This window comes from Sphingomonas oligophenolica (genome assembly GCF_039522915.1).
Classification (GTDB): domain Bacteria; phylum Pseudomonadota; class Alphaproteobacteria; order Sphingomonadales; family Sphingomonadaceae; genus Sphingomonas; species Sphingomonas oligophenolica.
The window spans coordinates 46,682-60,999 of record NZ_BAAAEH010000047.1; the positions used below are offsets into that span (position 1 = coordinate 46,682).

Below are 14,318 nucleotides of genomic sequence, written 5' to 3' on the forward strand. Positions count from 1 at the left end.
GAAGGGCAGGGCTTCGGCAACCCCGGATCACGTCCGGGGCCGCACGGAATTTGGAACCTCTCATGACCGATATCCCGAATACCCAGCCCGACAGTCGCGAGACGACGATCATGGATGCGCCCGACAAGGTGCTGAAGGTCCGCGAGGCCTTCGGCATCGATTCGGACATGGAAGTCCCCGCCTTCAGCGAGGCCGACGAGCGCGTGCCCGATCTCGATCCTGCCTATGTGTTCGATGCCGATACCACGCTCGCGATCTGCGCCGGCTTTGCCTATAATCGCCGGGTGATGGTCCAGGGCTATCACGGCACCGGCAAGTCGACTCATATCGAGCAGGTCGCGGCCCGTCTGAAATGGCCGTGCATCCGCATCAATCTCGATGCGCATATCAGTCGGATCGATCTGGTCGGCCGCGACGCGATCGTCCTCAAGGACGGCCAGCAGGTAACCGAGTTCCGCGAGGGCCTCCTGCCCTGGGCGCTCCAGACCCCGACCGCGCTCGTGTTCGACGAATATGATGCCGGCCGTCCGGACGTGATGTTCGTCATCCAGCGCGTGCTCGAGACCGAGGGCAAGCTGACCCTGCTTGACCAGAACCGCGTGATCCGGCCGAATCCCTGGTTCCGCCTGTTCGCGACCGCCAACACGGTCGGCCTCGGCGATACCAGCGGGCTCTATCACGGCACCCAGCAGATCAACCAGGGCCAGATGGACCGCTGGAACATCGTCGTCACGCTCAACTATCTGCCGGCGGCCGTCGAAGCGCAGATCGTGCTCGCCAAGTCCGGCGAATATGACAAGCCCGAGGGCAAGCAGGTCGTCGACAACATGGTCCGCGTCGCCGACCTGACCCGGCGCGGCTTCATGAATGGCGACATCTCGACGGTGATGAGCCCGCGCACAGTGATCACCTGGGCGCAGAACGCGCTGATCTTCGGCGATGTCGGCTTCGCCTTCCGGCTCTCCTTCCTCAACAAATGCGACGAGGCGGAACGGGCGCTGGTCGCCGAATATTATCAGCGCGTGTTCGGCAAGGATCTGCCGGAGAGCGTTGTCGGCAAGGCTTGATCGCCGCCGGCTTGCGCCGACAGGCATAGGCGGTGCCAATATTCTTCTTCCCCGGCCTTCGCCGGGGAAGCATTAGTTATCGCGGGAGGCGATCTTGGCGAGTGTCGTCGGCATCAGAGAGGCGAAGAGCAATCTGTCCCAACTCCTCGACCGCGTGCGAGCAGGCGAAGAAATCACCGTGACGAAAAGAGGGAAGCCACACGCCCGGCTTCTGCCGCTGGATACGTCCAGGCGATGATCTCACGATCTCGCGCCAACCGAATCACGACCAAGTCGGCGAGAATCGCGGCCGTCCTTGTCGCCATGCTCACCCTCACCGCCGCGAAAACAGCCGACTACAAGATCGAGCCCGCCTCGGTACCCTTGCTCGCCGGCCGCACGCTCAGGGGCGAGCAGATCGCCGTGCCCGGTACCGTGATCGCCGAGAGCCCGCTCGGCCGGCCCGAGACGGCGCTGCTGGTCGATCCGATCACGCTCGACCGGCTCGGCCAGAAGCGCACCTTCACTCGCGAGACGGTGCTCGAATCGGCCCGGGTCGCCGGCATACCGGGCGATCCACCAGTGGTGTTCTGCGAGACCGAGCAGGATCCCTCGCTGGCCAAGGCGATGGTCGGCTCCATGGCGTTCGGCCTGGTCGGCATGTTGCGGCCGACCCGATTGGTCACCCGCTATTGCGTGTACGACAGCGACAATGACGAGAAGCTCGACCACGCGATCCTGATCGGCGCGAAGGGCGATTCGGGCCACGCACCTTTCGCGATCACGCCGGCACGCTACGGGCTGATCAGCGGGATGCTGCTCGGCGGGGACAGCGAATTGCGGCTGCGCTATGCCGGCACCGCGGGCGAGAAGGACAGCCTGTCTTTTGATGCCGAACTCGTCCTGTTCGGCATGAACCGCCCGCTGCCGGGCGCACGGCACCAGATATCGATCGCGAGGCTGCCGGCGTACGGCGTGATCGAAGGAGCGGTGGTGACCGTGCTCGAGTTCGATCCCGAAACCAAGATCGCCCGCATCAGGATCGACCGCGATCTTGCGCCCGGGCGTTTGGTGGTGCCAGAGCGGAAGCCATGACCACTGAAACGCCTCTCGATCGCTTCAAGGCAGTACTTGGCGGCGCGGCGCGCGCCATTGCGCACGAGCCCGAGATCGAGCTTGCCTTCACCGCCGACGCGCCGGCCCAGAGCGGCAAGCACATCAAGGTCCCGATGCCAGCGCGGACTCTCCCCGCCGAGCAGGTGGCCGAAGCGCGCGGTTTCGCCGACGGCTTCGCGCTGCGGCTGCGCCATCACGACAGCAAGGTCCATGCCCGGCTCGCTCCGGGCGATGCCGTCGCCCGATCGGTGTTCGACGCCATCGAGGGGGCGCGGGTAGAGGCGCTCGGCGCGCGCGGCTATGCAGGGATCGCCGCCAATCTCGCCACGGCGCTCGACCTCAAGCTGCGCGCCGATCCGATCACCCGCGCCCGCAACCGCGACGAAGTACCGCTTTCGACCGCGCTCTCGCTGATGGTGCGCGAGCGGCTGACCGGAGCCGCGGCGCCGGCGCTCGCCGCGCCGGGCCTTGCGCTGGTCCGTGACTGGATCGAGGAGAAGGCTGGCGGCGATCTGGATGCGCTTGGCCTCGCGATCGACGATCAGCGCGCCTTTGCCAGCCTCGCGACCAAGCTGCTCGAGGATCTCGACCTGATCGAAGGCGACATGATCCCCGATGAGGCGGATGAAGGCGGTTCGGAGGATGAAGGAACTGACGAGCAGGAATCCGACGAAGGCGAGGAAGGCGACAGCGAGGGCGAGCAGGGCCAGGGCGAGATCGAGGCGCGCGGCTCGGATCGCGATGCCGAATCGCAGGACGGCGAGGGCGCCGAGCAGAGCGATGACGATGTCGAGGACATGGACGGCGAGCCCGGCGACGAGGGCGAGGACGGCATGCTCCCGGTCCGGCCCAACCGGCCTTTCTCCGATTTCGCGCCCCAGTTCGAATACAAGGCCTGGACGACACGCTTCGACGAGGTGATCGCGGCGACTGATCTGTGCGATGCCGACGAGCTCGCCAGGCTGCGCTCCTATCTCGACCAGCAGCTCGTCCATCTCCAGGGTGCCGTGACGAAGCTCGCCAACCGGCTGCAGCGCCGGCTGATGGCGCAGCAGAACCGGAGCTGGGATTTCGACCAGGAGGAAGGGCTGCTCGATGCCGCCCGGCTGGCGCGCGTCGTCGTCAACCCGACTCAGTCCTTGAGCTACAAGATCGAGCGCGAGACCGATTTCCGCGACACGGTCGTCACCTTGCTGATCGACAATTCGGGCTCGATGCGCGGCCGGCCGATCTCGATCGCCGCGATCAGCGCCGACATCCTCGCCCGCACGCTCGAACGCTGCGGGGTCAAGACCGAGATCCTCGGCTTCACCACCCGCGCCTGGAAGGGCGGGCAGGCGCGCGAGACCTGGCTCGCCGCCGGCCGGCCTCCCCAGCCCGGGCGGCTCAACGACGTGCGTCACATCGTCTATAAAAAGGCCGACGAGCCGTGGCGGCGTGCCCGCACCTCGCTCGGGCTGATGATGCGCGAGGGGCTGCTCAAGGAGAATATCGACGGCGAGGCACTGCTCTGGGCGCATGCCCGGCTGATCGCCCGGCCGGAGGAGCGCAAGATCCTGATGGTCATCTCGGACGGCGCCCCGGTCGACGATTCGACCCTCAGCGTGAATTCCGGGAGCTATCTCGAACGCCATCTGCGCCAGGTGATCGGCTGGATCGAAACCAAGTCGCCGGTCGAGCTGGCGGCGATCGGCATCGGTCACGACGTGACGCGCTATTATGCCCGCGCGGTGACGATCATGGATGCCGACCAGCTTGGCGGCACGATCATCGAGCAGCTCGCGGCGCTGTTCGACACGGAGTGATGGCAGTTCCGCCAGCGGAACCGAGCGAATGATGGCGACGCCGTTGGAGCGCCGGGCGTGATCGCGTCGCCGCCCGGCGGCTTTCACGGCCCGGTCAAGAGATCGGTGACGATTGCCGGGCATCAGACCTCAATCAGCCTCGAGCCCCTGTTCTGGCGCGCGCTCGAGGAATCGGCAGACGCGCTCGGATTACCGCTGAATGCGCTGATCGCTGAAGTGGATGCGGTACGGATTCTCGCTGATGATCCGCCCAACCTAGCGAGTGCGCTCAGAACGTGGCTCCTGCACCATCGCCAGGCTGATGAGAATTATTCGCAATAGCGTTGACAATGCGAGTGACTCGCAATAGCCGGTTCCCAACGAGAAGGGGAACCAGAACTTGCGTACCACCAATGTCGCTCGTGCCGCCGCGGCACCAGCCTTCCTTGCCCTGTCCTGTGTCGGCGCCTTCGCCACCGCCCCGGCCTTTGCCAAGGATGGCCCCGAGCCCGTGCCCGCCAATGACGATGACAGCCAGCACCGCGACGATGTCATCGTCACCGGCCTCAAGGATGCGCCGAAGAGCCCCAAGGAGGTCGCTCCGCTGGTCAACACGCCAAAGTCGATCGTCGTGCTCGACAAGGGTGTGATCGAGCGAACCGGCTCGAACAGCCTGCAGGATGCGCTGCGCACCGTCCCCGGCATCACCTTCGGCGCGGCCGAGGGCGGCAACCCGATCGGCGACCGCCCTTTCATCCGCGGCTTCGACAGCCAGGGGAGCATCTATGTCGATGGCGTGCGCGATCTCGCCTCGCAGAACCGCGAGGTCTTCGCGGTGGATTCAGTGCAGATCGTGCGCGGCTCGGATTCGACGCTGGGCGGTCGCGGCAGTGCCGGCGGCACGATCAACATCCTCTCCAAGCTGCCGGTGGCGGACACTTTCGTGTCTGCCAACGCCAGCTACGGCAATGGCGATTACAAGCGCATCACCGGCGATGTGAACACCAAGATCACCGACACCATCGCGGTGCGGATCGAGGGTCTGTGGCACGATCAGTCAGTGGTCGATCGCGATGCGATCTGGTCGAAGCGCTGGGGCTTCGCGCCGAGCGTCACCATCGGCCTCGGCACGCCGACCCGGCTGACCGCCAGCTATTACCAGATGGTGAGCCATGAGCTGCCGGATAGCGGCATACCTTATCTCTATGTCTGCTCGGCAACGATCTGCAACGCGCCGGCCGGCAATGTCTTCACGACCCCGGCGCAGGGCAATATCACCCTGTACAATGGCACCACCGGCTATGTGGCGCGCTCGACCTTTTACGGGCTGAAGGATCGCGACTTCCGCGATACCAAAACCCAGCAGGCAATGATCCGGGTCGAGCATGATTTCGGCCATGTCACGCTGCGCAACACAGCGCGCTATTCCTACAGCAACCAGGCTTACAGCTTCCTGCTGCCCGACGATTCGAACGGCGATGTGTTCGGCTTTGCGCTGACCGGTCCCGCGATCAACCCGGTGACCGGCGGGACCAAGCTGACTGGCGGCGGCTATGTCTGGCGCCGCGCCAACACCCGCTACAGCTATGATCAAAGCCTGATCGACCAGACCGATCTCGGCGGCACCTTCGAAACCGGCAGCATCAAGCACAGCTTCGCGATCGGCACTGAATTCTCCTGGGAGAAGTCGCGGCGTGGCGCCTTCGTGCTGGCGACCGGTTCGACGATCAGCCCGCGCTGCGACACCGTCACCCTCGCACGCTATTATTGCACCAGCCTGTTCAATCCGAACCCCAATGATCCCTGGACCAATTACGCCAGCGACACCTCGACGGTGCAGACGCCGATCGTGAAGGGCGCACCGAACACCGAAACGCAGAATGATGCCGATACCCAGGCTGCCTATGCCTTCGACTCGATCACGCTGACGCCGTCGCTGATCCTGAACCTCGGTCTGCGCTACGACCGCTTCCATCAGGTGGTGACGCCGCCTTTCGTCGCCGGCGGCACCTCGATCCAGCTGTCGCGCACCGACAGCCTGTTCAACTGGCAGGCCGGCCTCGTCTTCAAGCCGACCAAGGAGACCAGCCTCTATGCAAGCTATGCGACCGCGGCGACGCCGCCGAACAGCCTGCTCGGCGAAGGCCGAGAGGACAATGCGGTCCCGGTGCTCCTCACCAATACCCAGGCAATCAACCAGGCGCTGCTCGATGCACTGAAGGTGCAAAAGACAAAGACCTATGAGGTCGGCGCCAAAGCCAGTCTGTTCCACGAAAAGCTGGCGCTCGGCCTGGCGCTATTCCAGACCGACATCGACAATGCCCGGGTGACCAGCGACCAGAACACGGTCAGCTTTATCGGTCAGACCCGCATCCGCGGTGTCGAATTCACCGCGAGCGGCCAGATCACGGACAAATGGTCGGTCTTTGGCGGCTATACCTTCCTCGACGCAAAGATCGTCAATGGTGGCTCCACGGCGCTCGCCGTGGCCGCCAATGGCGCTGCCGCAGCGACCACCGTGCAGGTGGTTTCGGTCACGACCGGCAAGCAGGTGCCGCAGACCGCGCGCAACAGCTTCACCGCCACGAGCAATTACCAGCTTACGAAACGCTTCTCGTTCGGCGGCAGCGCGATCTTCATGGACCGCCAGATCGGCGGCTATGCCGACAACCGCAAGGCGTCACAGACCAGCGCGGGCGTCATCACCGTCACCCCGGCGACCACCGTACTGACCCGCGGCGTGCCGAGCTATTGGCGCTTCGATGCCCAGGCCAAGTATCAGATCACGGACAATGTCTCGCTCGGCATCAACGCGCAGAACCTGACCAACAAGATCTATTACTCCCAGGCCTATGCCTCGCATTACGCAACGATCGCGCCCGGCCGTACCGTGTTCGGCACGCTCGGCGTGAAGTTCTGATCACGACGATGGCAACACTGGAGCTTGACGAGCTCAATGCCCTTTCGCCGGACGATATCGCCGCGCGCCTTTCGGGTTCCCCCGAAGAGCGCGCGGCGTTCGTTCGCGCCGCCGCCGAGGCCGGCGTGGCCGAGGCGCAGGCGGCGTTCGGGCAGATGCTGCTCGATGGCGCCGGGGTGGCGCAGGACGAAGCGGCAGCACTCGACTGGTTCGTCCGGGCGGCGGCGCAGCATCATCTGATGGCGATCAACATGGTCGGGCGCTGTTACGATCTGGGCTGGGGCACCGCCCCCGACAAGGCGCGGGCAGCCGAATGCTATCGGATCGCTGCCGAGCGCGGGCTCGACTGGGGCATGTACAATTACGCGACCCTGCTCGCGCTGGGCGACGGAGTCGCGGAGGACAAGGTCGCGGCGCTCGACTGGTTCGGCAAGGCGGCGAAGCTCGGCAATGCCAAGGCGATCAACTTCGTCGGCAGCTTCCACGAAGATGGCTGGGTGGTGGCGCGCGACATGAAGAAGGCGGCGCGCCTCTACGCCCGCGCGGCCGAGGGCGGCGATTTCCGCGGCGCCTTCAACCATGCCCGGATGCTCGGCGCGGCGGGCAGGGTCGAAGAGGCGATCGGCTGGCTGAAACGCGCCGGCGCGACCGCGACTCCGGCCTTTGTCGACAGGGCAAGCGCGTGGCTGGAAGCGGCCGATCTGCCCGCCTTCCGCGTGCGCGGCGTGCAGGCATTGAAGATGGGGGCGGGACGATGCTGATCGCGATCCCCGATCTCCTCTCGTCCGACCAGCTCGGCGAGGTGCGCGGCATCATCGACGCCGCCGACTGGATCGACGGCAACGCCACCTCGGGCGCGCAATCGGCGCTCGCCAAGCGCAACGAGCAATTGCCCGAAACATCGGACGCGGCACAGCGCGCGGGGAGCATCGTCCTCGATGCGCTTGCCGCCTCGCCCCTGTTCGTCGCGGCGGCGCTGCCGCTCAAGGTCTTCCCGCCCTTGTTCAACCGCTATGGGGAGGGGCAGGGGTTCGGCACTCATGTCGACAATGCGATCCGCATCCGCCGTGGCAGCGATTTCCGGATCAGGAGCGACCTGTCAGCGACGCTCTTCCTTGCAGACCCCGACAGCTATGACGGCGGCGACTTGGTGATCGAGGGGCAATTCGGCGAACAGCAAGTGAAGCTGCCGGCCGGCCATATGATCCTGTACCCCGCCTCGAGCCTCCACCATGTAACGCCCGTCACGCGCGGCACGCGGGTCGCGTCCTTCTTCTGGATCCAGTCGATGGTCCGCGACGATGGCGCGCGGCGAATCCTGTTCGATCTCGATTCAGCCGTGCAATCGGTCGCGGGCGACCGGGGGCAGGGGGATGCTGCGGTCGTGCAGCTCACCGGGGTCTATCACAATCTGCTCCGCCGCTGGGCGGATGCCTGACCAACAAGGAAAGATATGAGCAAGCTGGCGTGGCGGCGCACCTGGTTCCAGGTGCACAAATGGATTGGCCTGATCCTCGCGATCCTGATCATCCCGCTCTCGCTGACCGGCTCGGCCTTGGTGTGGGATGAGGCGCTCGACCACGGCCTCAACCCGCAGCGCTACCAGGTGAGCGGTGGGATGCTGATCGACCCCGATCGCTATGTCGCCGCTGCCCGCGGCGCGCTGAAGCCAGAGGATGCAATCGTCTCGATCGCCCTGCCGGCCGGCGACGGGCCAGTCATCGTCACCGCGAGCAGCCCGGGCAAGTCGATCAGCGGCCCGCCGCGGACGATGGTCTATCTCGATCCGCCGACAGCGCGCGTGCTCGATATCGCGAGCAACCGCGCCGGCGTGTTGCGCGTCTTCCACATGATCCATGGCAGCCTCATGCTGCCGGGCGTGGGCAGGGCGATCGTCGGCTGGATCGGCGTCGCGATGATGCTTTCCTGCTTCACCGGGCTTTGGCTGTGGTGGCCGACGATCGGCACATGGGTGCGGGGCCTGCGCTGGCGCCGGCACAATAATCTCGACACCAATCTCCATCATCTGCTTGGCTTCTGGATCGCCCTGCCGCTGTTCGTCCTGTCGCTGACGGGGACGTGGATCGCCTTCCCGCAATTCTTCGGCATGGTCACGGGTGGCGCCCCGCAACGCGGCGGCGGCATGGACCGGGCGGCGATGGCGCGGGCCAGGCCGCTCGCGGCGCCGCATCTCTCGATCGACGCCGCAATCGCTGGCGCGCGGGCGAAGCTGCCGGGCGACCTGCGCCAGGTGACCTGGCCGACTGACCTCAAGCCCGAATGGAAGATCGCGCTTGCCGGCGATCCGCAGCCATTGGTGACGGTCGACGACGCGACCGGCGTCGCCAAGGCCGGGCGCATCATGCCGGAGGACACGGCGCGACTGGTGCGCCGCATCCATGACGGCACGCGGATGGGGCTGTTGTGGCAGGTCATCATCTTCATCGGCGGCATCCTGCCTGCGGTGCTGGCGGTGACCGGGGTCATCATGTGGTGGCGCGCCCGCAAATGGCGCGGCGAGCTGAAGGCACGCCGAGCGTAGCGCCTCTTCGATCACGCTCCGGGAGGATTGAAGCGCTACCGCCCGAGCAACACCCGCGCCTGCCCCGCGATCTGCGCCAGCATCGCCGCGTTGGGCGCCGGCGCCAGCCGGGCGCGATCGACCACTGCCTTGAACTGCGCGACCCGTCCCGCATTGGCTTCAAGCCACGCCTCGACCTGCTGCTGCGGATCGCCGCCGCCACGGCCGAGGAACTCGAGCCGTAGCTGCTGGAAATCGCGCGCGAGGCCCGCGATCAGCAGCCGCTCCCACGGGTCGCTCGAGACGATCCGCGCCGCGTTCGCCTGCGCCCAGTCGAGCCCGAGCGCCTGGCCGAGATGGGTGAAGGCGCGGGTCAGCACCGCCTCGTCGATGCCGAGCCGCTCGCCGAGATCGGCAAGGCCGACCGCGCCGTCGAGCTCGAACAGCCGCACCACCTTCTGGACCAGCTTCTTCGGCGCGCCTTCGGCCTCGAGCGTCGCCGCGATCCGGGCGCTCTGCGCGCTCGCTTCCTCGAGGAGCAGCGCCTTGGTCTGCTTGTCGAGCTGCGCGACGCCGCGCCCCAGCCGCGCCAGCGCGGCGCCCGGGCCGGCGCCCGATCGGGTGACGCGCAGCAGGTCGGCGATCTGCGAGCGGGTCGCGACCGAGACTTCGTCGAACAGCGCGATCCGCGCGGCCTCGGGCATCGCCGCCGTCTCGATCTCGGCCCAGAGTGCGGGCAGGTCGAACAGCCGCTCGACGACGACGAACATCGCCGCGATGTCGGTCATCGCGGCGCCTTCCTCCTCGGCGAGTTCGAAGGGGTGGAGCACGCCCAGCCGGTTGATGATCCGGTTGGCGAGCTTGGTCGCGACGATCTCGCCGCGCAGCCGATGCTGGTCGATCGCGGCGGCGAACTTCTTGCGCATCGCCGGCGGGAAGGCGGCGCGCAGGTCAGGCGCCAGATCGGGATCGAGCCCGAGGCCGCCATGTTCGATCGCTGCCTGCAGCGCGAGCTTGGCGGTCGCGAGCAGCACCGCGAGCTCGGGCCGGGTGAGGCCATGCCCTTCCTGCGCGCGGCGCAGCAGATCGTCGTTCGAGGCAAGGCCCTCGACCGCGCGATCGAGATTGCCCGACGCCTCGAAAATCTCGATCAGCCGGACGTAACTCGGCACCGCCGCGGCGCCGTCCTTCTCCATGATCGACAGGCCGAGCGTCTGCAGCCGGTTGTCCTCGAGCACGAGATGCGCGACGTCGTCGGTCATGCTCGCGAGGAAGGCGTTGCGCTTCTCGTACGCGAGGCGCCCCTCGATCATCTCGCGGTTGAGCGCGATCTTGATGTTGACCTCATTGTCCGAACAATCGACGCCCGCCGAATTGTCGATGAAGTCGGTGTTGATCCGCCCGCCGCGCGCGGCAAAAGCGATCCGCCCCGCCTGGGTGACGCCGAGATTGGCGCCCTCGCCGATCGCGGTCGCGCGGATATCCTCGGCGTCGACGCGCAGCCGGTCGTTGGCCGGATCGCCGACCTGGATGTTGTTCTCCGCCGCCGCCTTCACATAGGTGCCGATGCCGCCGAACCAGATCAGGTCGACCGGGCTTTTCAGGATCGCCGAGATCAGCGCGCCGGGCTCCATCTCGCTCGCCTCGATGCCGAGCGCCTTCGCCACCTGCTTGGAGATCCTGATCTTCTTGTCGGTGCGCGGATAGACGCCGCCGCCCTTCGAGATCAGCGACGGGTTGTAATCGGCCCAACTCGAGCGCGGCAGCGCGAACATCCGCGCGCGCTCCTCCCAACTCGCAGCGGGGTCGGGATCGGGATCGAGGAAGATATGGCGATGGTCGAACGCGGCCACGATCTTCAGTGCCTTCGACAGCAGCATGCCGTTGCCGAACACATCGCCCGACATGTCGCCGCAGCCGACCACCCGGATCGGCTGGCTCTGCACGTCCACCCCGCGCTCGGCGAAATGGCGCTGGACCGAGACCCAGGCGCCGCGCGCGGTGATCGCCATCGCCTTGTGGTCATAGCCGACCGAGCCGCCGCTGGCGAAGGCATCGCCGAGCCAGAAGCGGTTCTCGAGCGCGATCGCATTGGCGACGTCCGAGAAGGTCGCGGTGCCCTTGTCGGCGGCGACGACGAAATAGGGGTCGTCGCCGTCATGGACGACCACGCCAGCGGGGTGCACCACCGCGCCCTCGACGATATTGTCGGTGACCGATAGCAGCGCGCGGATGAAGATGCGGTAACTCTCGGTGCCTTCGGCCAGCCACGCGTCGCGGTTCGAGACCGGCGGCAGCTGCTTGGGATAGAATCCGCCCTTGGCGCCGGTCGGGACGATGACGGCGTTCTTCACACGCTGCGCCTTCATCAGGCCGAGGATCTCGGTGCGGAAGTCGTCGCGCCGGTCCGACCAGCGCAGGCCGCCGCGCGCGACCGGGCCGGCGCGGAGATGGATGCCCTCGATCCGCGGCGAATAGACCCAGATCTCGCGCCACGGCACCGGCGCGGGGAGGCCGGGGATCAGGTGGCTGTCCAGTTTGAACGCGAGCGCCGCAGCGCCCGCCGGGGCGAAGGCATTGGTGCGGAGTGTCGCTGCGATCACGTTGCGCAGCGCGCGCAGGATGCGGTCGTCGTCGATCGCCGACACCGCGTCGAGCCCGAGGTCGATCGCCGCGTCAGCCGTGGCCGTGATGGCGCCGTTCTTCGCCTTGCGCGACGGATCATGCGCCGCCGCGAACCGCTCGATCAGCGCCGCCGCCACTTTCGGCGCGCGCCGCAGTGCATCGACCACGGTCACCAGCGAATAGGGCAGCCCCGCCTGGCGCAGATAGCGGAACCAGGCGCGGAACAGCACCACTGACGCCGGCGCCAACCCGGCATCGACGATCAGCCGGTTGAACGCGTCATTCTCGGACCCGCCTTCGAGCACCGCCGCGATCGCATCCTCGAGGATCGCGGTGTCGCCCGACACCGGGCCGGCGCTCTCGACCAGGAACTCGTGCACGAACCCCTTCTCGTCATCGGCGAGCGCGGTCGGCACTTCCTCGATGACGCGGAACCCGAAATTCTCGAGCACCGGCACTGCGTCCGACAGCGCCAGCGCGCCGCCGAGGCGGTAGATCTTGAGCCGCGCCGCGCCATTGGCATCGCGGTAGATCCGCACCGACCGGTCGGCGGGCGTACCCAGCCGGCACAGCCGCAGGATGTCGCGCGCCGCCTCGTCGGCGCTGTTGCCGGTGCGGTAGGCCGGCGGAAAGGTCGCCGCATGGCGCAGCGCGAGCCGCGCCGCCCGCGCCGGCTCGAGCCCCTCGGCCAGCGCCGCCTCGACCGCGGGCACCCAGCCGCGCACCATCCGCGCGATCCGCGCGTCGAGCGCCGCCGCATCGGGCATCGTGCCCGCGCCGCGCAGGTCGATCGTGTAGCGGATCTGCGCCACCACGCCGTCTTCCATCGCGATCGACCAGTTGAGCACCGTGCCGTTCGCCGCCTCGGCCAGCATGTCGCCGATCGCGATCCGCCGCGCCGTGCTGAGGTCATCGCGCGGCAGCCAGACGAAGGCGAACAGATGCCGCCCGAGGATCGAGCGCACCAGGACCAGTTTGGGCCGCGGCCGGTCGGCCAGCGACATTGCGGTCAGCGCGACCTCTTCGAGCGCTTCGGCCGCGAACGCAGTGACGAGATCATGCGGCAAGGCGGTCAGCGCATGGGTGAGCGCCTTGCCCGCATGGCTCGCCGGATCGAAGCCGAACTTCGCCTCGAGCGCCGCCAGCCGCGCGCGCAGCACCGGCACATCCTCGGGCGGCGAACTCAGCGCGGCGCTGGTCCACAAGCCGGCATGGATCGAGAGCCCGGTGATCTTCTTCGAGCCCTTCTCTCTTGGGCGGATCGGCACCAGCGCGAGATCGAGCGGCACCTGCCGGTGAACGCCCGAAATCTGGTTCGACTTGAGCAGCAGCGGCGCCTCGCCGCCCTTTTCGAACCAGGCAATCGCGAGCGCCCGCGACGCCTCGGCCAGGATCGGCACGGCATGGGCATGGCGCGCAATGCCGAGCGGCGCCTCGCTCTTGCCCTCGCGCCAGGTCTCATGGCCGAGCAGGGTGAAGTTGCGATCGAGGAACCAGCGCAGCAGCGCGGCGCCCTCGGTCGTGCCGAGCGCCCCGGCATCGGCCGCCATCACATCCTGCAGCGCCTGCCAGTCGGAGACCGCCGAGCGGACATCGGCGAGATTGCGCTCGATCGCCGCGACCAGCTCCTTGCGCTCGCGGGCATCGGCGCGCTCCATCTCGATATAGATCATCGATTCGGGCGCGCCCGCTTCCCCGACCGCGGTGAGCGCCCCGTCCGGCCCGCGGGTGACGCACAGCACCGGGTGGATGATCCGATCGACGCTGATGCCATGTGCACCAATTGTCGCTGCGATTGAATCGACCAGGAAGGGCATGTCGTCATTGACGATCGCGAGCCGCATCCGCCGCCTCGGGTCGGTCGCGGGCATCGGCTCGAGCGCCAGCACCGGCGCGCCCGCCGGCCGCGTTCCCGCGGTGGCGGCCATGAAGGCGGCTGCCTCCGCCTGTTCCTTCTTGCCGAAGCCCTGCAATTCCCCCGGAAGTGCGCCCTTGGTCAGTCGGGCGGCGAGCGCATCCGACAGCGATTTCAACGTCGTTCTAGCCATGCCCGCCCTATGCGCCGGGGGATTGCCGAGCTCAAGGCTTGTGGCGGGTGCGAAGGCTTTTGCTGCGGCGCACAACGCTTCCCGCGCCGGCTATTCCTTCTCCCCTATTCCCTCTCCCAGCGGGAGAGGGTGGCCGAGCGCAGCGAGGTCGGGTGAGGGTGACCAGTATAATCGTCTCGCACTCAACCTCACCCCGCGCTGCTTCGCAGCTTGCCCCTCTCCTAAAAGGAGAGGGGAAGAAGGGCGCCGCACAATGTG

Annotated in this window: 10 protein-coding genes; 9 read left to right on the forward strand and 1 reads right to left on the reverse strand. The window is 67.2% G+C overall.

The features are described from left to right. Positions 1-62 precede the first annotated feature (62 nt). The 9 genes from cobS to ABD050_RS21645 all read left to right on the forward strand — a co-directional run bounded on the left by cobS (position 63) and on the right by ABD050_RS21645 (position 9,408). Complete coding sequence (gene cobS, locus ABD050_RS21610; protein WP_343891590.1) at positions 63-1,067, forward strand: cobaltochelatase subunit CobS; 1,005 nt, start codon at positions 63-65, stop codon at positions 1,065-1,067. A gap of 94 nt (positions 1,068-1,161) precedes the next feature. After that, positions 1,162-1,305 carry a type II toxin-antitoxin system Phd/YefM family antitoxin gene (locus ABD050_RS29090; protein WP_425542503.1) on the forward strand — a complete coding sequence of 48 codons (144 nt, stop codon included), beginning with the start codon at positions 1,162-1,164 and terminating at the stop codon, positions 1,303-1,305. Beyond that, positions 1,302-2,141, forward strand: coding sequence for a hypothetical protein (locus ABD050_RS21615; RefSeq protein WP_343891591.1), 840 nt, complete (start codon positions 1,302-1,304; stop codon positions 2,139-2,141). The genes ABD050_RS29090 and ABD050_RS21615 overlap by 4 nt, the downstream gene beginning before the upstream one ends. Next, complete coding sequence (gene cobT, locus ABD050_RS21620) at positions 2,138-3,967, forward strand: cobaltochelatase subunit CobT (protein WP_343891592.1); 1,830 nt, start codon at positions 2,138-2,140, stop codon at positions 3,965-3,967. The genes ABD050_RS21615 and cobT overlap by 4 nt, the downstream gene beginning before the upstream one ends. A gap of 57 nt (positions 3,968-4,024) precedes the next feature. Next, positions 4,025-4,288 carry a ribbon-helix-helix domain-containing protein gene (locus ABD050_RS21625; RefSeq protein WP_343891593.1) on the forward strand — a complete coding sequence of 88 codons (264 nt, stop codon included), beginning with the start codon at positions 4,025-4,027 and terminating at the stop codon, positions 4,286-4,288. 58 nt (positions 4,289-4,346) lie between these two features. Further along, positions 4,347-6,866: a TonB-dependent receptor gene (locus ABD050_RS21630; RefSeq protein WP_343891594.1), complete on the forward strand. Its 2,520-nt coding sequence runs from the start codon at positions 4,347-4,349 to the stop codon at positions 6,864-6,866. An 8-nt stretch (positions 6,867-6,874) separates the two neighbouring features. Continuing rightward, a complete protein-coding gene (locus tag ABD050_RS21635; RefSeq protein WP_343891595.1) occupies positions 6,875-7,627 on the forward strand; it encodes a tetratricopeptide repeat protein in 753 nt (250 codons plus the stop codon). After that, positions 7,621-8,304, forward strand: coding sequence for a Fe2+-dependent dioxygenase (locus ABD050_RS21640; protein WP_343891596.1), 684 nt, complete (start codon positions 7,621-7,623; stop codon positions 8,302-8,304). The genes ABD050_RS21635 and ABD050_RS21640 overlap by 7 nt, the downstream gene beginning before the upstream one ends. Before the next feature lie 15 nt (positions 8,305-8,319). After that, entirely contained in the window at positions 8,320-9,408 is a 1,089-nt protein-coding gene (locus ABD050_RS21645; protein WP_343891597.1) for a PepSY-associated TM helix domain-containing protein, read from the forward strand. Between the two features lie 35 nt (positions 9,409-9,443). Here the strand turns inward: ABD050_RS21645 and ABD050_RS21650 are convergent, their stop codons facing one another. Beyond that, positions 9,444-14,060: an NAD-glutamate dehydrogenase gene (locus ABD050_RS21650; protein ID WP_343891598.1), complete on the reverse strand. Its 4,617-nt coding sequence runs from the start codon at positions 14,058-14,060 to the stop codon at positions 9,444-9,446. Between the last annotated feature and the right edge of the window lie 258 nt (positions 14,061-14,318).